The organism is Pseudomonas sp. FG43, from assembly GCF_057809175.1.
In genome coordinates this window covers 109,829-131,490 of record NZ_JBMDJL010000005.1, presented here as the reverse complement: position 1 = coordinate 131,490, position 21,662 = coordinate 109,829, and the positions used below count along the sequence as shown (strand labels likewise).

The following is a 21,662-nucleotide window of genomic DNA, read 5'->3' as shown; positions in this document are numbered from 1 at the left end:
TTGGGAAAAAAATTATTGCCCGCTGTGAGCTACGTCCTGTCTGTCAGACGTATTGGGCCGCCGCATAAGCCGATGCCCAGGCCCACTGAAAATTGAAGCCGCCCAGATGGCCGCTCACATCCAGCACTTCACCCACGAAATACAGCCCAGGCGATTTCAGCGATTCCATGGTCTTGGAAGACACTTCACGGGTATCGATCCCGCCCAGCGTAACCTCGGCGGTTCGATAGCCTTCGGTGCCGGCCGGCACGACCTGCCAGCCCGCCAGCTTTTCAGCGATCCCGGCCAGTTCTGCATGGGTGTACTGCTTCATCGGCTTGGAAACGAACCAGTGCTCGGCAATCAGGTTGGCCATCTTCTTGGTGAAGATTTCCCCCAGCAGGGTCTTCAACTCGCTGTTCGGGCGTTCGGCTTGCTGCTCGGTCAGCCAGTTCGGGACGTCGTGATCGGGCAGCAGGTTGATTTCCACGCAGTCGCCCGGCTGCCAGAACGACGAGATCTGCAGGATTGCCGGGCCACTGAGGCCACGGTGGGTAAACAGGATGTTCTCGCGAAAGCTCATGTCATTGCAGCTGACCAGACAATCCACCGACGTCCCCGACAGCTCGCTGCACAGTTCCTTGAGCTGGTCGGTAATGGTGAACGGCACCAGCCCGGCGCGAGTCGGCAGCAGCGTATGGCCGAATTGCTTGCCGACCTGATAGCCGAAACCTGTGGCCCCCAGCGTCGGGATCGACAGACCGCCGGTGGCGATTACCAGCGATTCGCAGCTCAAGGTGCCAAGGGTGGTTTCCAGGCTATAGCCGGTTTCAGTCTTTTCGATCTGCTGCACGGAAGTGTCCATGTGCAGGCTGGCACCGGCCTGTCGGCACTCTTCGAGGAGCATTTCGAGAATGTCGCTGGACTTGTTATCGCAGAACAACTGGCCCAGCTTCTTCTCGTGGTACGGAACGCCATGCTTGGCGACCATGGCGATGAAGTCCCACTGGGTATAGCGGGCCAGTGCCGACTTGCAGAAGTGCGGGTTCTGCGACAGAAAATTGCCCGGCTCCGTGTACATGTTGGTGAAGTTGCAGCGCCCGCCACCGGACATGAGAATCTTCTTGCCCGGCTTGTTGGCGTGATCGATCAGCATCACCTTGCGCCCACGACCTGCGGCGGTGAGCGCACACATCAAACCTGCGGCGCCAGCGCCAATGATTACAACGTCAGTAACGGGCACAGCATGGTCCTCGTGTGGAGCCGGGAATAATGTTCAACCTGTGGGAGGGGGCTTGCCCGCGACGCTTTTTACAAGATACGAACCCGCAACGACTTGCCCTTGATCTTGCCATTGTTCAAACGCTCCAGCGCCTGTTTGGCGATGCTGCGCTCGACGGCCACATAGGCCTGGAAGTCGAAGATGGCGATCTTGCCGACCTGCGCGCCCGGAACACCGGCCTCGCCCGTCAATGCACCCAGAATATCGCCCGGACGCAGCTTGTCCTTGCGACCCGAGCCGATGCACAGGGTTGTCATGGCAGGCAGCAACTTGCCGCCTTCCTTGACGCTCAGGTTGTCGTACTGCTGCCAGTTCAACGGAGCCTTCTGCAGCTCTTCGATGGCGCGGGCACGCTGGCTTTCCGAAGGGGCCACGAGGCTGACGGCAATACCTGTCTCGCCCGCACGCCCGGTACGACCGACACGGTGGATGTGGATTTCCGAGTCGCGGGCCAGCTCAACGTTGATGACCATGTCCAGTGCATCGATATCCAGACCGCGGGCTGCGACGTCGGTGGCGACCAGTACCGAAGTGCTGCGGTTGGCGAACATCGCCAGTACCTGATCACGATCACGCTGCTCCAGGTCGCCATGCAGGCCCACGGCGGACATGCCCTTGGCGGTCAGGTGGTCGACCACTTCCTGGACCTGCTGCTTGGTGAAGCAGAACGCGACACAGGAAGTCGGGCGGAAATGCCCAAGCACCTTGACCACCGCTTCCAGACGTTGCTCCGGGGAGATTTCGTAGAAAATCTGCTCGATCTGGCTGTCGGCATGCAGCGCTTCGACCTTGACGGTCTGTGGATCACGCATGAATTTGGACGCCAGTTGCTTGATACCGACCGGGTAGGTGGCCGAGAACAGCAGGGTCTGGCGACGTTGCGGAGTCTGTTCGATGATGTCGGCGATGGCGTCGTAGAAGCCCATGTCCAGCATGCGGTCGGCTTCATCGAGGATCAGCGTGTTCAGCCCGTCCAGTACCAGCGAGCCCTTGCGCAAATGCTGCTGGATACGGCCCGGCGTGCCGACGATGATGTGCGCGCCATGCTCCAGCGAACCGATCTGCGGCCCGAAAGGCACGCCGCCACACAGGGTCAGCACTTTGATGTTGTCTTCGGAGCGTGCCAGACGGCGAATTTCCTTGGCCACCTGATCGGCCAGCTCGCGTGTCGGGCACATCACCAGCGCCTGGCAACCGAAGAAGCGCGGATTGATCGGGTTCAGCAGCCCGATACCAAAGGCGGCGGTCTTGCCGCTGCCGGTCTTGGCCTGAGCGATCAGGTCCATGCCCTTGAGAATCACCGGCAGGCTTTGCGCCTGAATCGGCGTCATCTCGGCATAACCAAGCGACTCCAGGTTAGCCAGCATGGCAGCGGACAGGGGCAAAGTGTTGAAAGCGGTGTTAGTCACGACAGAGGACCTGCAAAACAAAAATGTCGCGCAGTGTATCAGGTCGTAAGGCCAGCTCAGATGGCAATGTCGATAAATGGCGCAGCAAACTGTAGGAGCGAATTCATTCGCGAAAACAGTCATTCGCGAATGAATTCGCTCCTACTCCCTTTATCTCAATTTCTTACCTTCCTGCGCAGGCAGTTGCAGAAATATCCCCGCCGCAAACATCGCCAGTACTCCCACGCTCAGGAAGGTCAGTTGAAAAGCCCCCAGCACACTGCTGACTTCGCCCGTGGCCACGTCATCGGTAAAGCCGCCCAGCAGGGCGGCAGCGGATGCCACGCCCAGGCTCAGTGACAATTGCGCGACGACCGACAGCAGGCTGTTGCCACTGGCGGTGCTGGCGTCGTCCAGGTCGATCAGGGTCACGGTGTTCATGGCGGTGAACTGCAAGGCGTTCACTGCGCCCAGCAGGGCCAGATGGACAAGCAGCACCCAGTACGGGGTTTGAGTGTCCACCAGCGCCAGGGTCGCCAGCAGTATTCCAAGCAGCAGCGTGTTGCCGGTCAGGATGGTGCGATACCCCAGCAGTTCGATCAGCCAGCGGGCCACGGTTTTGGCGAACATTCCGGCGGCGGCCAGCGGCAGCATGCTCATGCCGGCCTGCGCCGGTGAATAACCCAGCGGGATCTGCAGCAGCAAGGGCACCAGAAACGGCAGGGCGCCACTGCCCAGTCGCGCAAACAGATTGCCCAGGATGCCCACCGCAAAGGTCCGGGTGCGAAACAACGACGGTGCAAAGAGTGGAAACTCTACATGCCCGGCCCGCAGCCAGTAGGCCGCCAGACAGCCCAGGCCGGCGAACAGCAGCAAGACCACACGCATGTGCGGCAGGTGCAGCTCGCCCAGGCCTTCCAGTGCAATGGTGATCAGCACCATCGAGGCTCCGAACAGAATGAATCCTGTGCCGTCGAAACGTGTGCGCCCGCCGCCTGGGATATCCGGGATGAAATGCTTGACCGCATAGCAGCCCAGCAAACCCACCGGAATATTGATCAGGAAGATCCAGTGCCAACTGAAATACTCGACCATCCAGCCGCCCATGGTCGGCCCGAGCAACGGACCCAACAGGCCGGGCACGGTAATGAAGCCCATGATCCGCACCAGTTCCGAGCGTGGGTAGGCGCGTAATACGATCAAGCGCCCGATAGGCAGCATCAACGCGCCGCCAAGCCCCTGAATGATCCGTGCTGCCACCAGCATGTTCAGCGAGTTGGACAGTGCGCACAGCAACGAGCCGAAGCTGAACAAGAGGATGGCGCTGAAAAAGATGCGTTTGATGCCGAAGCGATCGGCAATCCACCCCGAAGCAGGAATCAGCAGGGCGATGGTCAACATGTAGGCAATGACCACCGACTGCATGCGCAGGGGATCTTCTTCCAGCGAACGGGCCATGGACGGCAGCGCCGTGTTGAGGATTGTCCCGTCCAGGCTTTGCATGAAGAAGGCGATGGCGATGACCCAAGGCATCCAGCGCAGGGTTTTTTCGTCCAGGTGCGGCATGTCATTTCCTGTGATGTTGTGCGCGAATAAGCGGAGCGCCGCCCGATTCGCTCCCACAGACAACCCCGTAGGAGCGAATTTATTCGCGAAGAAGGGCTACAACGTCAACGTCAGCTTGCTTATCAAAGCCCCGGGCAACTGAATGGAAGCTGTCTGCCGCTGGCTATAAGTACTGGCCGACAGGATAAGCTCCCGCTCGCGGGTCAGGTTTTCCAAAGCGTTGCCCAGCAGGCTGTAGGCGCTGTCATCAAAACGCATGGTACTGACCGGTGCGACGATCTTGCCGTCCTCGACCCAGAAGGTCGCAAAGCGGGTCATGCCCGTCAGGCGTGCCGCAGACTGATCGGAAAAATTCAGATACCAGAGGTTGCTGATATACAGGCCAGTGCCGAGCTGCTTGAGAATCTGTTCCTGCTCCAGAGTACCGCCCGCCATGCTCAGTGCGCTTGGCCACTCGCCGTAATCTGCGCCGTTTGCTTGCAGGCCGTATTCGGCGGCGCTGCTGGAGTCGACCAGTTGTTCCCGTGCTTCGCCAGCGGCGATCAGGGACAGGTCTTTGCGTGGATAGCCTTCGCGGGAAAATGCCGGTGACAGTGAGCCGCTGACCTGTTCATCCAGGCTGAACAGCGGGCTGAAACGGGTGTCGCCGCTGTACAGTCGCTGCAACGGGCTGTGCTTGCTGGCCAGTGCCTGTGCGGAAAATCCGCCCCAGCACAGCATGCCGATGATTTCATCCAGTGCGGCAGGTGCCAGGTAAGCGCGGTACTGACCGGGCTCCAGAGTGCGCAGCGGACGCCCGAGAAACTCCAACTGCTCGCGGGCCTGATTGAAGCGTCTGGTAAAGGCCTCGCTATTCCAGTCATGCCCGGCATAGTTGGCTTTCACGGCCTGGCCGTTCTCGTGGAACAGGCTCCAGTCGAAATTGAAGCTGTTGGCCTGATGCCAACCCAGCGCCCCCCAGGAACTGGCGAAGCCGCGATACACCGGACCTGCTGCATAAAAGCCCACCAGGTCCAGACCCTGAGACAACCCGCTGATCAGCTCCACGACTTGCCCACTGTCCGGTAGCGGCGGCTCTTGCAGATTGTTGCTGTGCCAGGCCTCGGTATTGGGCAGTAGATACGGGTCCTTGGCGAGTGATACCAAGGTTTCGCGCAGTTGCAGCAAGGCCTGCTTCAGACGCTGGCTGTCGACCTCGGCATCGCCGGAGAGTGTCAGTTCCAGATCGGCATGCCGCCCGTCATCGATCAGTTTGAAGGTCACGCTGGCTTGCTGCACATGCCCGGCCTGACGGACCTGGCCATGATTGAAGCGAATGAAATCCGAAGCTTCGGCGTTATAAGCCAGTGTGAAATGTTCGTTCGGGCCGATATCTGCCTTGAGGACGGCGACCAATGCCTCGAATTGCTGTTGATGAGACATCAGGCATCACCTCCAAATACATCGACATTGGCGAAGACACAGGCTGGCGAGGCATGACCGACACGCACCACCTGATTGGGTTCGCCCTTCCCGCAATTGGGCGTGCCCAGCACCTTGAAGGTACTGGCATCGCCGACCGCGCTGAGGTTGCGCCAGAACTGCGCGGAAATAGCCCGATAGTTGGGGTTCTTGACCACGCCCCTGAGTTCGCCGTTTTCGATCAACTGGCCCCACTCGCAACCGAACTGGAATTTGTTGCGCGCATCGTCGATGGACCACGAGCGGTTGGTGGACATCAGGATGCCGTGCTCGATATTGCCGATCAGTTGCTCCAGCGACTGGTCGCCCGGTTCGATATTCAGGTTGGCCATACGGTCGATGGGTGGACGGTTCCAGTTACAGGCGCGGCTGTTGGCGACGCCCGGCAGGCCGGAGCGGTATTGCGACAGCGCACCACCCAATGGCCTCTGTAACAGGCCGTCGCGAATCAGGAACTGCTTGCTAGCCGCCGTGCCATCGTCGTCATGACCGTAACTGGCCAGTTGCTCGGGGATTTCGGGGTCGAAAGTCACGTTGAGCAGGCTGGAGCCGTATTGCAGCGTGCCGAAGTCCGATGCCTTGACGAAGCTGGTGCCGGCGTAATTGCGCTCGTCACCCAGAATCCGGTCCAGCTCCAGTGGATGGCCGATGGATTCGTGGATCTGCAAGATCATCTGGTCCGGCATCAGCAGCAGATCACGCGGGCCAGTTGGTGTGTTGGGGGCCAGGATCAATTGCAGCGCTTGATCGGCAACCTGTGCGGCAGCGCCGATCAGTCCGCAATTGCTGATGATTTCTGCACCGCCTTGCTGGCCGAAGTTATCGCGGCCCAGGCTGCGGGTCTGGCTGTCACGACCGTCGTAGGCGGTTACCGTCATGCCTGGAAAGACGAAGCGCTGTGCCTGACGAATCTCGGCGCCTGCGCTGTTGAGGTAAATCTGCTCAACGTTTTCCAGTCCCAGCCCTGCTTGCCAGTTCACCAGACGCTCGTCTTTGGGTACGGCCTTCGACTCGGCCATCAGCACATCGATGCAATCGCTCAGGCTCGGGAAGGCATTGCTCAGGTTGGGCGACAGGTAATCGGCGCGGGCTGTCGAGACAGTCTGATCAGTCAGGTCCAGCAGCGAATGCGGCGCCAGGCGGCGAGCCAGCTCTTCGGCCTGGTGCAGCGCGGCCTGCAAGCCACGCTGGGAAATGTCGTTGGTGGCGGCGTAGGTTTCGACACCATTGAGGCGCACGGTCAGCATCGCCCCTTCATCGCTACCCAGCGATGGCGGCTCGGCCACGTTCTTGCGTACGCTCAGGTGCTGGCTGGTTCTGCGGACATAACGTACGGAAAAGAATTGCGCATCGCTCTGCAGTGCGGCGAACCGCTGCTTGAGCTGAGCGGAGAAATCGAACATGCAGAGAGGCTCCTTGTTGGGCGGGCAAGGTGTTCGCGAATGAATTCGCTCCTACTGTAGGAGCGAATTCATTCGCGAAGGGAACAGGCGTGCCCGCAGATCATAGAGTCTGAATCACGCTTGTGCTACTGAACCTCGCAGCGGTGTGCCGCGTGCCGGGCGATCACCTGCCACGAAGTAGTCGGCGGTGCTGCGCGGCAACGGCTGACGGCCACGGATCCTGTCGGCGATCTTCTCGGCGATCATGATGGTCGGTGCGTTGAGGTTGCCTGTGGTGATGATCGGCATGATCGAAGCATCCACCACGCGCAGGCTTTCCAGGCCATGGACACGACCCTGGCCATCGACCACCGCCATGTCATCGGTGCCCATCTTGCAAGTACACGAAGGGTGATACGCCGTTTCGGCGTGTTCACGGACGAACTTATCCAGCTCTTCGTCGGACTGCACTTCGATGCCAGGGCTGATCTCGCGGCCACGGTACGGGTCCAGTGCCGGTTGCTGCATGATCTCCCGAGTCAGGCGGATGCCGTCGCGGAACTCCTGCCAGTCCTGCTCGCTAGACATGTAGTTGAACAGGATGCTCGGGTACTCGCGAGGGTCTTTGGACTTGACCTGCACCCGACCACGGCTCGGCGAGCGCATGGAACCGACGTGGGCCTGAAAGCCATGCTCTTTCACACCTTTGGTGCCGTTGTAGTTAATGGCAACCGGCAGGAAGTGGTACTGGATGTTCGGCCACTCGAACTCTTCACTGGAGCGGATGAACCCGCCCGCCTCGAACTGGTTGCTGGCACCGATGCCTGTGCCGAGGAACATCCATTGCGCGCCAATGGCCGGCTGATTCCACCACAGCAGGGAAGGGTAGAGCGAAACAGGCTGGGTGCAGCTGTATTGCAGGTACATCTCCAGGTGATCCTGAAGGTTCTGGCCGACACCCGGCAGGTCGTGAACCACGGGAATATCTAGCGTGTTCAGCAGTTCGGCCGGGCCGACACCGGAGCGTTGCAGAATCTGCGGTGAAGCAATGGCGCCGCTGCACAGCAGGACTTCCTTGCGGGCACGGGCTTCGATGCGGGTATCGCTGTCGCCGACCAGATAGGCCACGCCCACGGCACGTTTGCCTTCAAACAGAATACGATCCGTCAGGGCATGAGTGACGATGGTCAGGGTCGGGCGCTTTTTGGCCTCATCCAGATAACCGCGAGCGGTGCTGGCGCGACGGCCATTGGGCGTCACGGTTCTGTCCATCGGGCCGAAGCCTTCCTGCTGATAACCGTTGAGGTCGTCCGTGCGCGGATAACCTGCCTGCACACCGGCTTCGACCATGGCCTTGAACAGCGGGTTATTGCCCGCCTTCGGCGTCGTCACGCTGACCGGGCCATCACCGCCGTGATAATCGTTGGGTCCGATGTCGCGGGTTTCGGCCTTGCGGAAATACGGCAGGCAGTCGAGGTAGCTCCAGTCTTCCAGGCCCGGTTCCTTGGCCCAGCCGTCATAGTCCATGGCGTTGCCGCGGATGTAGCACATGCCATTGATGAGCGACGAGCCACCCAGGCCCTTGCCGCGCCCGCATTCCATGCGGCGGTTATTCATGTGAGGTTCCGGCTCGGTCTCATAGGCCCAGTTGTAGCGACGGCCTTGCAGTGGAAACGCCAGCGCCGCAGGCATCTGGGTACGGAAATCCAGACGATAATCCGGGCCGCCAGCTTCCAGCAGCAGAACGGTGACGCCCGCGTCTTCGGTGAGGCGGGCTGCCAGGGTGTTACCGGCCGAACCAGCGCCGATGATGATGTAGTCGAATTCGGATTGCGTGGTCATAGAAAGTCCTTCGTAGGGCTGCAAGCCTCAAGTTTCAAGCTGCAAGCAAAGGCATTCAGGGGTGCCTGTAAGAATTGAGGCGGCAAGCGGCTTCACTTGAGGCTCGTAACTTGCCGCTTGCCGCTGGCTGTCTTAAAACACCGACGCGTAATCGCCCAACTCCACCTGTACGGATTTGATGCGTGTGTATTGCGCCAGTGAACTGATGCCGTTCTCGCGGCCGACACCGGATTGCTTGTAGCCGCCGACCGGCATTTCCGCCGCCGACTCGCCCCAGGCGTTGATCCAGCAGATGCCGGCTTCAAGCTGGTGAATCACGCGATGAGCGCGGTTCAGGTCGCGGGTGACGATGCCTGCTGCCAGACCGAAATCGGTGTCGTTGGCGCGGCGGATCACTTCTTCCTCATTGTCGTAACCGAGGATGCTCATCACCGGGCCAAAGATCTCTTCGCGCACGATTGTCATTTCATCGGTGCAGTCGGTGAACACGGTCGGGGCCACGAAAGCGCCTTTGGCGAGAGCTCCTTCGGTCAGGCGTTCACCGCCGCACAGCAGGCGCGCACCTTCTTCCTTGCCTTTGTTGATGTAGCCCAGCACGCTTTCCATATGCTCGAAGCTGACCAGCGGGCCGAAGTTGGTATTTTCGTCTTCAGGGTTGCCGATGCGGATGCGTTTTACGCGCTCCAGGATTTTGGCTTCCAGTTGCGCCTTCAAGGCGTTGGGGACGAACACCCGTGTGCCGTTGGTGCAGACCTGACCGGAGCTGTAGAAGTTGGCCATCATTGCAATGTCGGCGGCACGATCAAGGTCCGCGTCGTCGAAGATGATCAGCGGCGACTTGCCGCCCAACTCCATGGTCACTTCCTTGAGCGAAGAGCTCGACGCGCTGGCCATGACTTTCTTGCCGGTATCGGTGCCGCCGGTGAAGGAAACCTTTTCGATGCGCGGGTGTTCGGTGATCCAGGTACCGACTTCACGGCCGCTGCCGGTCAGCACGTTGAACACGCCGTCGGGCACACCGGCTTCGGTGTAGATTTCTGCCAGCTTCAAAGTGGTCAGGGAAGTGACTTCGCTGGGCTTGAATATCATCGCGTTGCCCGCTGCCAGTGCCGGAGCGGATTTCCATAGCGCAATCTGGATCGGGTAGTTCCAGGCACCGATACCGGCGACCACGCCCAGCGGCTCGCGGCGGGTATAGACGAAGGAGGATGTGCGCAGCGGGATCTGTTCGCCCTCGATGGCGGGGACCAGGCCTGCGTAGTATTCCAGCACGTCGGCACCGGTCACGATGTCGACATAACGGGTTTCGGAATAGGATTTGCCGGTATCCAGGGTTTCCAGCGCTGCCAGTTCATCGTTGCGCTCACGCAGGATGTCCACGGCGCGGCGCAGGATGCGCGAACGCTGCATGGCGGTCATGGCCGCCCAGACCTTCTGGCCTTTCTCGGCACTGACGACGGCGCGTTCGACATCTTCCTTGCTTGCTCGCTGCACTTGCGCAAGCACTTCGCCGTTTGCCGGGTTGATGGCATCGAACGTGGCGGGGTTGCTGGCGTCTACGTAACCGCCATCGATATAAAGTTTTTGCAATTCGAAACGGGCCATAAAGTCCTCGCAAATTCAGGTGGTGGGCGATGACTGATTTCAGCGTGCCGGTAAGTTTGGGCAACATTGCGCTGCAGTCGTTCGGTGAACAAGGCTCTGAAGCGCTTCAGCCCACCGCTTTCGCCAGTTGAAAATCCATGTATTCGTAAGCGATCTGCTGCGCCTGCTCTGTGTCGAAGGCATCGCCTGACAGAGCGCCGCGCAGCCACAAACCGTCGATAAGCGCCGCAAGCCCACGGGCTGCGCTGCGTGCCTGCTCCAGCGGCAAAGCGCGGCGGAACTGGCAGCACAGGTTCGAGTACAGGCGGTGATCGTTGATCCGCTGCAACCTGTGCAGTGACGGGTGGTGCATGCTGGTGGCCCAGAAGGCCAGCCAGGTTTTCATCGCCGGGCCGTTGACCTGGCTGGCATCGAAGTTGCCCTCGATGATGACTTGCAGATGCGCCCTCGGGCTGTCATCGGTCAGCGCCTGACGGCGTTCGCTCACGCTCTGGATCAAGGCATTCATCAGGTGGCGCATGGTCGCCGCGATCAGGCCGTTCTTGTCCTGAAAGTAATGGCTGATGATGCCGTTGGAGACTCCGGCCAGACGCGCGATCAAGGCAATACTGGCGTCGCTCATGCCGACTTGATCGACCGCGCTGAGCGTGGCCTGGATCAGTTGTTGGCGGCGGATGGGTTGCATACCAACCTTGGGCATTGGCTTGAGTCTCCTTGGCTGCTGACCCTTTTTAGCCTAGTCGTTTTTAATTGAACGATCAATCAATAAAAACCTGTGGACGTGACAAAAGGGCCGTCGGAGCGCCGATTTTGTGGGAGGGAGCTTGCTCGCGACGAGGTCGTGTGAAGCGACCAAGCCCTCTCCCACAAAGAAATATTTAACCCAGATTCTTGCCCAGCAGCGCGTGATACAACTCGCTATCCCCCAGAATACCGACCACCTTGTTGCCATCCTGCAGCACCAGTTTGTTACCGGTCTGGTAGCGGATCTGCAAGGCGTCGCGCATGCCGATATTGGAATGCACCAGTGTCGGACGGCGATCCAGGCTGGAGACGTCCTGACCCGGTGTCCAGTTCTGCAGATCGAGCTGCGCAGTACCCTGGCGAGCACTTTTGATGACGTTGCCTTCGGCCAGGTCCAGCCAGGAATCCACGCCGGGGTCCAGGCATACCGAACCGTTGATCCGGGTGCAATTGTCGACGGTACGCATCAGGCTGCGGCCGCACAGCACATTGAGCGGATTGGTGTGGGCAACGAAGGTGCGCACGTAATCATCGGCCGGGTTGAGGACGATCTCTTCGGGAACGCTGTATTGAATGATCCGGCCGTCTTTCATGATGGCAATGCGGCTGCCCAGCTTGAGCGCTTCATCCAGGTCATGGCTGACGAAAACGATGGTCTTGCTCAGCTTGCTTTGCAGGGCCAGCAGTTCGTCTTGCAGGCCCTGGCGAATCAGCGGGTCGAGAGCCGAGAAGGGCTCGTCCATCAACAGGATGTCGGCGTCCATCGCCAGCGCCCGGGCCAGGCCGACACGCTGCTGCATGCCGCCGGACAGTTCATCGGGTTTCTTGTTGCGCCATTGGGTCAGGCCGACCAGTTCAAGCTTTTCATCCACCAGCTTGCGTCGTTCCTTTTCCGGACGCCCCTGCATTTCCAGGCCAAAGCTGATGTTCTCGCGAACCGTCAGCCAGGGCATCAGGGCGAACTTCTGAAACACCATCGCGATACGCTGGGTGCGCATCATTTTCAGTTCTGCCGCCGTGCAATTGGCGATGTTGATCTGCGAGCCTTCATGCTCGACATACAACGAGCCACGGCTGACGGTATTGAGGCCGTTGATACAGCGCAGCAGGCTGGATTTGCCTGAGCCGGACAGGCCCATCAATACGCAGATTTCGCCTTTTTCGATTTCCAGAGTGGCCTTTTCCACGCCTACGATCTGGCCGATCTTTTTCAGGATCTGGTCGCGCGTGAGGCCTTGGTCCAGCAGCTTGAGGGCCTCACGCGGGTCCTTGGCGAAGATGACGTCTACCTGATCGAATTTGATGATACTCATGCGTCGGACCCTACCTTGGCTTCGGGTTGTTTGCAGATACGGTCGAGCATGATGGCCAGCAATACGATCGCCAGACCGGCTTCGAAGCCCAGGGCGATATCAGCGGTGTTCAGTGCGTTGACCACGGGTTTGCCCAGACCATCGGCGCCCACCAGTGCCGCGATCACCACCATCGACAGCGACAGCATGATGCACTGGGTAATGCCGGCTGCGATGCTGGGCATGGCGTAAGGCAGTTCAATGCGGGTCAGCAACTGGCGGCGTGACGAGCCAAAGGCTTTACCGGCATCGAGCAATTCATGGGGCACATCGCGAATGCCCAGATACGTCAGGCGGATCGGCGCGGCGATGGCGAAAACCACTGTCGAAATCAGGCCGGGCACGACGCCCAGGCCGAAAAGCGTCAGTGTTGGAATCAGGTACACGAAAGTAGGTACGGTCTGCATCAGGTCCAGCAAGGGACGGATGACGGTGTAGAACATGGGTTTGTGGGCGGCGATGATGCCCAGCGGCACACCGATCACCACACAGACCAGCGTGGCGAAAAGCACCTGAGCCAGGGTTTCCATGGTTTCCTGCCAGTAATGCAGGTTCAGGATCAGCAGGAAGGCCAGGATGACGAAGACTGTCAGGCCCCATTTACGCTGGATGTAATGCGCCAGTGCCGCAATCAGGCCAATCAATACCAACGGGTTGAACCAGGTCAGGCCGAAGGTCAGGCCGTGGATCATCATTTCCAGGGTCGAGGCTATGGCGTCGAAGTAGTTGGCGCCGTGTTGCGTCAACCATTCGACAAAGGCCGCGATGTACTGGCCCAGAGGGATTTTTTGGTCAGTCAGCATGATATCGATTGTCCGCTTGCGGGAAGAAATGGGACAACAGGCGGGCAGGCCCGCCTGCCATCGTCTTACTGGGTCAGTTTGGCTTTGGCAGCCTCCAGGCCTGGCTTGCCATCTACGGTGGTAACGCCAGCGAGCCAGGTATCCAGTACTTGAGGGTTTTTCTTGATCCACGCCTTGGCGGCGGCATCGGGTTTCATCTTGTCGTCCAGAACGTTACCCATCAGCGTGCTTTCCATCGTCAGGGTGAACGAGAGGTTCTTGAGCAACTGGCCGACGTTGCTGCACTCCTGAACATAGCCTTTGCGCGTATTGGTGAAGATAGTGGCCTGACCGAAGTTAGGCCCGAAATACTCGTCGCCACCGGTCAGGTACTGCATCTTGAAACGGGTGTTCATCGGATGCGGTTCCCAGCCCAGAAATACCACGTCCGTACCACGCCGCGCTGCACGATCGACCTGCGACAACATCCCGGCTTCGCTGGATTCGACGACCTTGAAGCCTGCGGCCTTCAGACCGAAGGCGTCCTTGTCGATCATGCTCTGGATCAGGCGGTTGCCGTCGTTGCCCGGCTCGATCCCGTAGATCTTGCCGTCGAGTTCTTTCTTGAATCTGGCTATATCGGAGAAGTCTTTCAGGCCCTTGTCGTAAAGTGCCTGAGGGACGGCCAGGGTGTACTTGGCGTTTTCGAGGTTGGCGCGAACGGTTTCGACGGTACCCGCTTCGCGGTAGGCCTTGATGTCGTTTTCCATGGTTGGCATCCAGTTGCCCAGGAACACGTCCATGTTCTTGCCGTCAGCCAGAGACTTGTAGGTCACAGGCACGGAAATCATGGTGGTCTTGGTCTTGTAGCCCAGGGATTCGAGTACAACGCTGGTCACTGCGGTGGTGACCGTGATGTCAGTCCAGCCGACGTCCGAGAAGTTGACTGTATGGCACGCCTGCGGCTCAGCGGCCTGGGCCAGTAGCGGCAAGCAGAGCGTGGCGGCCAACAGCAACGATTTAGAACCTTTCATGGGGTGGACTCCTGTGAGTTCTTTCTATTCATCTCATCAGCAGGCGAACGCTGACGCGGCTTACGTGTTGGCGAGGCATTTTGCGAAGCTCTATCACTGCGCCCGGCGATCGAGTCGAAGCCGATCATGTAACAGTGAAAATCAAACGCCTACAGGGGGCGTCGTATCCAGTACAGGCGGGGTCGCATCCAGTGTGAGCAAGGTCGCTTACAGATTCTTTCTATCGTGCAAGCGCACTTTTACCAGGATGGAGCAGCTAAAAACGGCCAGATAGTGGAGGCGACAAGGTGCATTGAAGTTCAGTGGTGCGGCGTATTTTCGGTTACAGGCATCGGTCGGCCTGCTCGCTTTTTGAACATTACTGATGAGCGTCGCCACCTTTTAGCGCGAAAAAAACCGGTTGTGGCGCAGTGCTATTGCCTCGTGCGATGAGTGACACTGGCGCGCAGTTCTTTTCTTCCCTGTTTCCCTGAAGTGCTACCGAATTGCTCACTCTTCCCTTGCAGGTCATGGGCTGGCACGTCGCAATTGGACACGCCGGTCGCACCTGAATAGACGCTTCGCGACGTCGCTTTCAGTGGTTATTGAATGGCTATTCAATTTTAGGCATGGGATTTGCGATGGGATTGGCAGGCCATGCATGAAGCAAGGCTACTAAGAAGAGCCTCGCCTGAGGCCAACCAACGCCTAGAGTGAGGAGATACGTGATGACTTCGTTCAATGCAGGGGCGCAACCCCAGAACCGCGCACCACAGTCCATCGGCTTTCTGCTACTGGACAACTTCACCCTGATCTCCCTGGCGTCGGCGGTCGAACCCCTGCGCATGGCCAACCAGCTTTCCGGTCGTGAGCTTTATCGCTGGACCACGCTAAGTGTGGACGGCGGTCAGGTCTGGGCAAGCGATGGCTTGCAGATCACTCCAGATGCCGCCATGCACAAGGCGCCGGCACTGGACACCATCATTGTCTGTGGTGGTGTCGGCATTCAGCGTACCGTTACCCGTGAACACGTGAGCTGGCTGCAAAGCCAGGCCCGCCAGTCCCGTCGCCTGGGCGCAGTCTGCACCGGCAGTTGGGCATTGGCGTGTGCCGGTCTGCTCGATGGTTTCGATTGCAGCGTTCACTGGGAGTGCCTGGCTGCGATGCAGGAAGCTTTCCCGCGTGTCTCGATGAGCACTCGCCTGTTCACGCTGGACCGCAACCGCTTCACCAGTTCCGGTGGCACTGCGCCGCTGGACATGATGCTGCACCTGATCAGCCGCGATCATGGTCGTGAGCTGTCGGCTGCGATTTCCGAGATGTTCGTCTACGAGCGTATTCGTAACGAACAGGATCACCAGCGCGTACCACTCAAGCACATGCTGGGCACCAACCAGCCCAAGCTGCAGGAAATCGTCGCGTTGATGGAGGCCAATCTTGAAGAGCCGATCGACCTTGATGAACTGGCGGTTTACGTGGCCGTTTCGCGCAGGCAACTGGAGCGACTGTTCCAGAAATACCTGCACTGCTCACCGTCGCGCTATTACCTCAAGCTGCGCCTGATCCGCGCCCGGCAACTGCTCAAGCAAACCCCCATGTCGATCATTGAAGTGGCATCGGTCTGTGGCTTCGTATCGACGCCACATTTCTCCAAGTGCTACCGCGAATATTTCGGCATCCCGCCACGTGACGAACGTGTAGGCTCAAACACCACCCAGCAAGTCGCCATGATGCCAATACCGCAAGCCCTGGTACTGGCCCCGCTGTCCGGCCCGATGTCGGCATTGAGTCAGGCGCGTAACGAATCGACATTTGCGAGCGTGAGGTTGTAAGGCCCCTTTCGCGAATGAATTCGCTCCTACTTCATCCGCGCGCGTAGGAGCGAATTCATTCGCGAAGGCTTAAACCCAAATGGCATCCCATAGCGAGTAGTCTCCAAGTCGTGTTACCAAACCTGCACGAAGGGGGTTGGCAACAACATAACGTGCCACGTTTTGCAGATTTTCTTCACGTCGGATCGCCCTGTCATGGAAGCCTTTCTGCCATAACTGTCCCTCTTTTTGAGTTGCTCTGTTGATGGACAGAGAGCTGCATGCCTTGACCTGCTTCATAAGTTGATCAAGGGAGCAATTGCCTAACTCCAACAACCAATGAAAGTGATCAGGCATTATGACCCAGGCCAATGACTTGGCTTGGCCACAAATCTGAGCACGCCTGAACTCTTCGACCACAAGTCGCCCCAGGCGAAAATCATTGAATATTGGAGTGCGCTCTTGCACTACCGATGTGACTAGATAAATTTGCCCGGTTTGAGAGTATCGACCGAGTCTAAGACGGCAGGCCTGCGCATGTTTTGACATCTTTTGCCATCCTTGGCTAATGATTCAGAGAGACCGAATCTAGCTGGATGACAGAGCAGTGCTTATCTAATGTCTGGCAGGATATTTCGGGCGATATTTTCGCGAATGAATTCGCTCCTACGGGTTGTGCACCTTGGCGCCGCGCTGTCGCGCAGCAAACAGAGGGCGATGTAGGAGCGGACTTGTCCGCGATCGGCTGCGTAGCAGTCGTAGATTTGCGAGCGCTTCGCACTCGATCGTCGGAATGCCGCCCAAGACAAGTCCGCTCCTACAGAAAAACCCTTTAATTCATCATGTTGCGTTTATGTTTGATGAGAGCGAATTCATTCGCGAGGCATTACAAGCTAAACCGCGAAACCATGCTGTTCAGGTCGACTGCCAGGCGCGACAGTTCGTTGCTGGCTGCTGTGGTCTGGTTGGCACCTGTCGTCGACTGGGCTGACAGGTCGCGGATGTTCACCAGGTTGCGGTCGACTTCACGGGCAACTTGAGCCTGCTCTTCGGCGGCGCTGGCGATGACCAGGTTGCGTTCGTTGATTTCCTCTACCGCCGTATGGATGGTCTCCAGTGCCAGTCCGGCGCCTTTGGCGATGCTCAGGGTGGACTCCGCGCGTTCGGTGCTGTTGCGCATCGAGTTCACGGCCTGTTCGGTGCCGCCCTGGATGCTGCCGATCATGCGTTCGATTTCGCTGGTCGATTGCTGGGTGCGGTGCGCCAGGGCGCGGACTTCATCGGCCACTACCGCAAAACCACGTCCGGCTTCACCTGCGCGGGCAGCTTCGATGGCGGCGTTGAGGGCCAGCAGGTTGGTCTGGTCGGCCAGACCGCGAATCACATCCAGCACCTTGCCGATATCGCGGGACTCATTAGCCAGGTTGCTGATGAGTTCGGCCGTGCTTTGCACGTCGCCGCTCATGCGTTCGATGGCATTGACGGTTTCCACGACCAGATCACGGCCATCACCGGCTGACGAGGTAGCATTCTTCGAGGCTTCGGACGTGCTGGTTGCGTTGCGGGCAACTTCTTCGACGGCGCTGGTCATTTCGTTGACCGCAGTAGCTGCCTGTTCGATTTCGTTGTTCTGTTGTGCCAGGCCGCGAGCACTTTCGTCGGTCACCGCATTCAGTTCTTCTGCCGCTGAGGCCAGTTGAGTCGCAGAACCGGAAATACGTTGCAGGGTGTCGCGCAGCTTGCCTTGCATGGTTTCCATGGCCAGCAGCAAACGACCGGCTTCGTCGGTGCCATCAACCTTGATCGGACGTGTCAGATTACCTTCGGCAATGGTTTCGGCCGCATGCAATGCTGCTGAAATCGGGCTGGTAATGCTTTTGGTCAGCAGCCAGGCGAACAGAATGGTCAGCAGCGTGGCGACGACCAGCATGCCGATAACCAGATTGAAGGCCGAAGTATATTCCTGAGCGGCTTCACGCTTGGTGTCATTCAACTGTTCCGTGTTGATGTCCACCAGCTTGCCGAGTACCACGTTCATCTGGTCGGAGTTACTGAGCATTTCGTTATTGAGCAGGTCTTGCAGCTCATCGATCCTGTTGGCACGGGTCAGGATTTTCATACGCTCTTCGAGCTGACGGTATTGACCGAGCAACTGCACATACTGGTTATAGAGTGCTTGCTCCTTGGGATCGCCAATCAGCTTTTCATAGATGACCTGTGCTTCGCTGATCTGCTTGTTGCGCATGGCCAGCAGGTCGATGGTTTTCTGTTGAATATCAGGTTCGCGGTTGACCAGCAGGCGATAGGAAAGAACCCGCAGGCGGATACTCACCTCTGCAAACCGGTCCAGGCTTTTGATGCTGGGCACACTGTTCTCGGCCAGGGTTTCTGTCGCCACGCGGATCTTGCTCATCTGCGAAAGCGCGAAAATGCCGAGAATCAACATGAGGGTGCCGATCACGGCAAACCCGAGGAACGCGCGCGGCGCGATGTTCATATTACGTAGTGACATGGAAGTTCCCATAAGTAAGGCGCGTTCCATGCGTCGTATAAAAGCAAAGGCAAATACGTGATGTTTGCCTATCGGTTCTACGACGAAAGTCTTGAGGCGAGGGCACGTGTTTTGACGGGAATCAATTTATGGCGCTTTTCCGGAAAAATTGAAAAAACCCTGCAAGTCTTTGAAATCAATGGGTGGAGCGTTTTCCGGGTGTTGTTGTCGGGTATTTTGCTGTGCGCTTTTGTCGCAGCGACGGCGTTCTGACGAACAGCAGGAACCCGATGCCTTAAACGTAGTCACATTGCGCCTGAACCGTTGCTTTATAGAGTTGTTCAGGCCCTAGCATGCGCAGTGACTTTTCTTTATCGTGTGCGCCCGTTGAAATTTGCTCGAGAAATCAGAATGTTGGAAGCCTCCCTTAGCCAATTGGAACAACTTGTCGGTGACCTGGTGCAACAGAACCAGCAACTGCAAGACACAAATGCGCAATTGAGCGCCGAACTTGCCAAAGCCAAGGATGAGAACGACAGCCTGCAGTTGAGCTTGATGGAGCAAGAAGAGAAGCAAGGCAGCACCGCGGCGCGTATTCAAGCGCTGGTTGAGCGTGCTACCAGCGCCAGTGCTGTCAGCGCATGAACCACGACAGAAACGGGGTAACCGTCCTTTCTATTCTGGGTAACGAATATTCGGTCAAGGCTCCGGCAGGCGAGGATCAGACGCTTCTGCAAGCGGCAGCGATGCTCAAGACTTCCCTGGCCGACACCAAGCGCAAATACCCGACCCTGATCGGCGACCGCCTGCTGGTGCTGGCAGCGTTGAATCTGTGTTCGCAGCAGATCGAGCTTGAGCAGCAACACAAGGTCGAACTGGCACGCTATCAGGAACAGGTCAGCGCCACGGTTGATGTGATTTCCAAGACGATTTCGCAGGGTTGAGTGTTAAAGGTTGTGGGAGCGGATTTATCCGCGAAGCTTTCGCTCCCACACATTCTGCACAAGGCGATAACTCTTAACCCTGCATCACCAATCGAATATCCGCCGCCAGTTCCCGTACCCGTGCCTCTTCGGTATCCCAGGAGCACATGAAGCGTGCGCCGCCTTTGCCGATGAAGGTGTAGAAACGCCAGCCCTTGGCGGTCAGTGCGGCAATGGCCGGTTCCGAGAGTTGCAGGAACACGCCGTTGGCCTGCACCGGGAACATCAGTTCCACGCCTGGAATATCCTTGACCAGCTCAGCCAGCAATTGCGCGCAATGGTTGGCGTGGCGGGCATGCTTGAGCCAGGCGTCGTTTTCCAGCAGGCCGACCCACGGTGCAGACAGGAAGCGCATTTTCGAGGCGAGTTGCCCGGCCTGTTTGCAGCGATAGTCGAAGTCTTCGGCCAGATCCCGATTGAAGAACAGAATGGCTTCGCCCACCGCCATACCGTTTTTGGTGCCGCCAAAGCACAGCACATCGACGCCCGATTTCCAGGTCAGTTCGGCGGGTGAGCAGTTCAGATAAGCACAGGCATTGGAGAAGCGGGCTCCGTCCATATGCAGGTGCAGGCCCAGTTCCTTGCAGGTGGCGCTGATCGCCCGGAGTTCTTCCGGCAGATAGACGCCGCCGACTTCGGTCGCCTGAGTCAGGGTCACGACGCGGGGTTTTGGGTAGTGAATGTCCTGGCGCTTGAGCGCCACTTCGCGGATCGATTCGGGCGTCAGCTTGCCGCCGGCGCTGGGGGCCGTGAGCAGTTTCGAGCCGTTGGAGAAGAACTCCGGTGCGCCGCATTCGTCTGTTTCGACGTGGGCAGTTTCCGAACAGATGACACTGTGATAACTCTGGCACAGCGACGACAGTGCCAACGAGTTGGCCGCTGTGCCGTTGAAGGCAAAGAACACTTCGCAATCGGTCTCGAACAGTCGACGGAAATCGTCGGAAGCGCGGGCAGTCCACTGGTCATCGCCATAGGCACGCTGATGCCCTTTGTTCGCCTGCTCCATGGCCGCCCAGGCTTCGGGGCAGATGCCGGAATAGTTATCGCTGGCGAACTGTTGGCTTTGGTCTGTCATGGCCGATTCCTTGTGGTCGTTTATGGTGCGCACTTTAGCGAACAATGTGGCGTCGGGTCATGCCATTGTTAATGGTTGAAATGCTTTTATTTTCGGGAGCGATATGGATCTTTCAAACCCGCCTTTTCTACCGGGACGCGACAAGGCGCTGGATCTGCTCAAATGGCTGGCGATGCTGAGCATGGTGCTCGATCACCTGCGCTATGTGGGCTGGGCGGTGAATGTTCTCTACGTGCCGGGGCGCCTGGCCTTTCCATGGTTTTGTTTGGCGATTGCCGTCAACCTGGCGCGCCGTAGCGCGGCACTGGTGACGCCACGTGTGCAATGGCGTTATCTGGGATGGGTGCTGGCGTTCTCGGTGCTGTCGGAAATTCCCTATCGACTGTTCATGGTCGACGCCACGACCCTGAATGTGATGCCGACCTTGTTGCTGGGGCTTCTGGTTGCGCAGGGCTGGCGACATCGCAATGTCACGACCCGACTCATGGCCATCACCGCCTTGCTGTTTTCCGCGATATTTCAGCAACACCTGATGTTTGGATTTGCTGGTGTGCTGCTGCCGCTGGTGTTGCTGCTGGTCTTGCAGAAACCGCTCTGGTACGCGGTTTTTCCAGCGGTGCTCTGTGTCGCAGGCAATGCCTGGCCCGATATGTTTGCTGGCGCGTCGTGGGGCGACCCGATTTCCATCGGCTCAATCATCGCCTGCCTGATCGCGCCAGTGATGGGGATTGCACTGCTGCGTATGAAACCGGTTTTTTCGGTCATGCCGATGCGGCGCTGGGCTTATGCGATCTATCCCGGACACTTTCTGGTCCTGCTGGGGCTGCGAGAGTTATTGGCTCTCTAACCAAACCCCGTAGGACCGAATTCATTCGGGAAGGGGCCAGTTCAGGCGCAACATCTGTA

Annotated in this window: 19 protein-coding genes and 1 pseudogene; 5 read left to right on the top strand and 15 right to left on the bottom strand. The window is 58.5% G+C overall.

The window, feature by feature from the left end:
• Positions 1 to 43 precede the first annotated feature (43 nt).
• The 11 genes from ACODS3_RS08125 to ACODS3_RS08075 all read right to left on the bottom strand — a co-directional run bounded on the left by ACODS3_RS08125 (position 44) and on the right by ACODS3_RS08075 (position 14,417).
• A complete protein-coding gene (locus ACODS3_RS08125) occupies positions 44 to 1,222 on the bottom strand; it encodes a BaiN/RdsA family NAD(P)/FAD-dependent oxidoreductase (RefSeq protein ID WP_304574832.1) in 1,179 nt (392 codons plus the stop codon).
• 68 nt (positions 1,223 to 1,290) lie between these two features.
• Positions 1,291 to 2,670: an ATP-dependent RNA helicase DbpA gene (gene dbpA, locus ACODS3_RS08120; RefSeq protein ID WP_201018278.1), complete on the bottom strand. Its 1,380-nt coding sequence runs from the start codon at positions 2,668 to 2,670 to the stop codon at positions 1,291 to 1,293.
• Between the two features lie 150 nt (positions 2,671 to 2,820).
• Positions 2,821 to 4,215 (bottom strand): multidrug transporter subunit MdtD, encoded by a 1,395-nt coding sequence (gene mdtD / locus ACODS3_RS08115; RefSeq protein WP_201018277.1) that lies wholly within the window; start codon positions 4,213 to 4,215, stop codon positions 2,821 to 2,823.
• Between the two features lie 96 nt (positions 4,216 to 4,311).
• Positions 4,312 to 5,637: a TldD/PmbA family protein gene (locus ACODS3_RS08110; protein WP_489033964.1), complete on the bottom strand. Its 1,326-nt coding sequence runs from the start codon at positions 5,635 to 5,637 to the stop codon at positions 4,312 to 4,314.
• Positions 5,637 to 7,079, bottom strand: coding sequence for a TldD/PmbA family protein (locus ACODS3_RS08105; protein WP_201018275.1), 1,443 nt, complete (start codon positions 7,077 to 7,079; stop codon positions 5,637 to 5,639). Before ACODS3_RS08105 ends, ACODS3_RS08110 begins: the two co-directional genes overlap by 1 nt.
• 114 nt (positions 7,080 to 7,193) lie before the next feature.
• Positions 7,194 to 8,900 (bottom strand): choline dehydrogenase, encoded by a 1,707-nt coding sequence (gene betA / locus ACODS3_RS08100; RefSeq protein ID WP_489033963.1) that lies wholly within the window; start codon positions 8,898 to 8,900, stop codon positions 7,194 to 7,196.
• Positions 8,901 to 9,032: 132 nt separating this feature from the next.
• Positions 9,033 to 10,505 carry a betaine-aldehyde dehydrogenase gene (gene betB / locus ACODS3_RS08095; protein ID WP_201001617.1) on the bottom strand — a complete coding sequence of 491 codons (1,473 nt, stop codon included), beginning with the start codon at positions 10,503 to 10,505 and terminating at the stop codon, positions 9,033 to 9,035.
• A gap of 106 nt (positions 10,506 to 10,611) precedes the next feature.
• Complete coding sequence (betI, locus tag ACODS3_RS08090) at positions 10,612 to 11,205, bottom strand: transcriptional regulator BetI (protein ID WP_201001619.1); 594 nt, start codon at positions 11,203 to 11,205, stop codon at positions 10,612 to 10,614.
• 178 nt (positions 11,206 to 11,383) lie between these two features.
• Complete coding sequence (gene choV, locus ACODS3_RS08085; protein WP_201018272.1) at positions 11,384 to 12,562, bottom strand: choline ABC transporter ATP-binding protein; 1,179 nt, start codon at positions 12,560 to 12,562, stop codon at positions 11,384 to 11,386.
• The gene (choW, locus tag ACODS3_RS08080) at positions 12,559 to 13,407 is read right to left on the bottom strand and encodes a choline ABC transporter permease subunit (RefSeq protein ID WP_201001859.1); all 849 of its coding nucleotides are present in this window, start codon (positions 13,405 to 13,407) and stop codon (positions 12,559 to 12,561) included. The genes choV and choW overlap by 4 nt, the downstream gene beginning before the upstream one ends.
• 62 nt (positions 13,408 to 13,469) lie before the next feature.
• Entirely contained in the window at positions 13,470 to 14,417 is a 948-nt protein-coding gene (locus ACODS3_RS08075; RefSeq protein WP_304574828.1) for a choline ABC transporter substrate-binding protein, read from the bottom strand.
• A 707-nt stretch (positions 14,418 to 15,124) separates the two neighbouring features.
• On the opposite strand from ACODS3_RS08075, the gene gbdR reads away from it, so the two are divergent.
• Positions 15,125 to 16,228, top strand: a complete 1,104-nt coding sequence (gbdR, locus tag ACODS3_RS08070; RefSeq protein WP_201001626.1) for a choline metabolism transcriptional regulator GbdR — start codon at positions 15,125 to 15,127, stop codon at positions 16,226 to 16,228.
• Positions 16,229 to 16,297: 69 nt separating this feature from the next.
• Here the strand turns inward: gbdR and ACODS3_RS08065 are convergent, their stop codons facing one another.
• The 3 genes and pseudogenes from ACODS3_RS08065 to ACODS3_RS08055 form a co-directional block, all read right to left on the bottom strand.
• Entirely contained in the window at positions 16,298 to 16,756 is a 459-nt protein-coding gene (locus ACODS3_RS08065) for an REP-associated tyrosine transposase (RefSeq protein WP_489033962.1), read from the bottom strand.
• A gap of 337 nt (positions 16,757 to 17,093) precedes the next feature.
• Positions 17,094 to 17,957 carry a methyl-accepting chemotaxis protein gene (locus ACODS3_RS08060; RefSeq protein ID WP_405046139.1) on the bottom strand — a complete coding sequence of 288 codons (864 nt, stop codon included), beginning with the start codon at positions 17,955 to 17,957 and terminating at the stop codon, positions 17,094 to 17,096.
• A pseudogene (locus ACODS3_RS08055) lies at positions 17,949 to 18,704 on the bottom strand (MCP four helix bundle domain-containing protein); the annotation flags it as partial. The gene ACODS3_RS08060 and the pseudogene ACODS3_RS08055, both read right to left, overlap by 9 nt.
• Before the next feature lie 72 nt (positions 18,705 to 18,776).
• Between ACODS3_RS08055 and ACODS3_RS08050 the strand changes: the two are divergent.
• The 3 genes from ACODS3_RS08050 to ACODS3_RS08040 all read left to right on the top strand — a co-directional run bounded on the left by ACODS3_RS08050 (position 18,777) and on the right by ACODS3_RS08040 (position 19,642).
• Positions 18,777 to 18,971, top strand: coding sequence for a hypothetical protein (locus tag ACODS3_RS08050; RefSeq protein WP_201018268.1), 195 nt, complete (start codon positions 18,777 to 18,779; stop codon positions 18,969 to 18,971).
• Positions 18,972 to 19,109: 138 nt separating this feature from the next.
• Entirely contained in the window at positions 19,110 to 19,343 is a 234-nt protein-coding gene (locus ACODS3_RS08045) for a hypothetical protein (RefSeq protein ID WP_201001860.1), read from the top strand.
• Complete coding sequence (locus ACODS3_RS08040) at positions 19,340 to 19,642, top strand: cell division protein ZapA (protein ID WP_201001633.1); 303 nt, start codon at positions 19,340 to 19,342, stop codon at positions 19,640 to 19,642. The genes ACODS3_RS08045 and ACODS3_RS08040 overlap by 4 nt, the downstream gene beginning before the upstream one ends.
• 73 nt (positions 19,643 to 19,715) lie before the next feature.
• Here ACODS3_RS08040 and ACODS3_RS08035 read toward each other — a convergent pair whose 3' ends face one another.
• Positions 19,716 to 20,756 carry a threonine aldolase family protein gene (locus tag ACODS3_RS08035; RefSeq protein ID WP_201018267.1) on the bottom strand — a complete coding sequence of 347 codons (1,041 nt, stop codon included), beginning with the start codon at positions 20,754 to 20,756 and terminating at the stop codon, positions 19,716 to 19,718.
• A 103-nt stretch (positions 20,757 to 20,859) separates the two neighbouring features.
• Between ACODS3_RS08035 and ACODS3_RS08030 the strand changes: the two genes are divergently transcribed.
• Positions 20,860 to 21,603, top strand: a complete 744-nt coding sequence (locus tag ACODS3_RS08030) for a TraX family protein (protein WP_201018266.1) — start codon at positions 20,860 to 20,862, stop codon at positions 21,601 to 21,603.
• Positions 21,604 to 21,662: the final 59 nt, after the last annotated feature.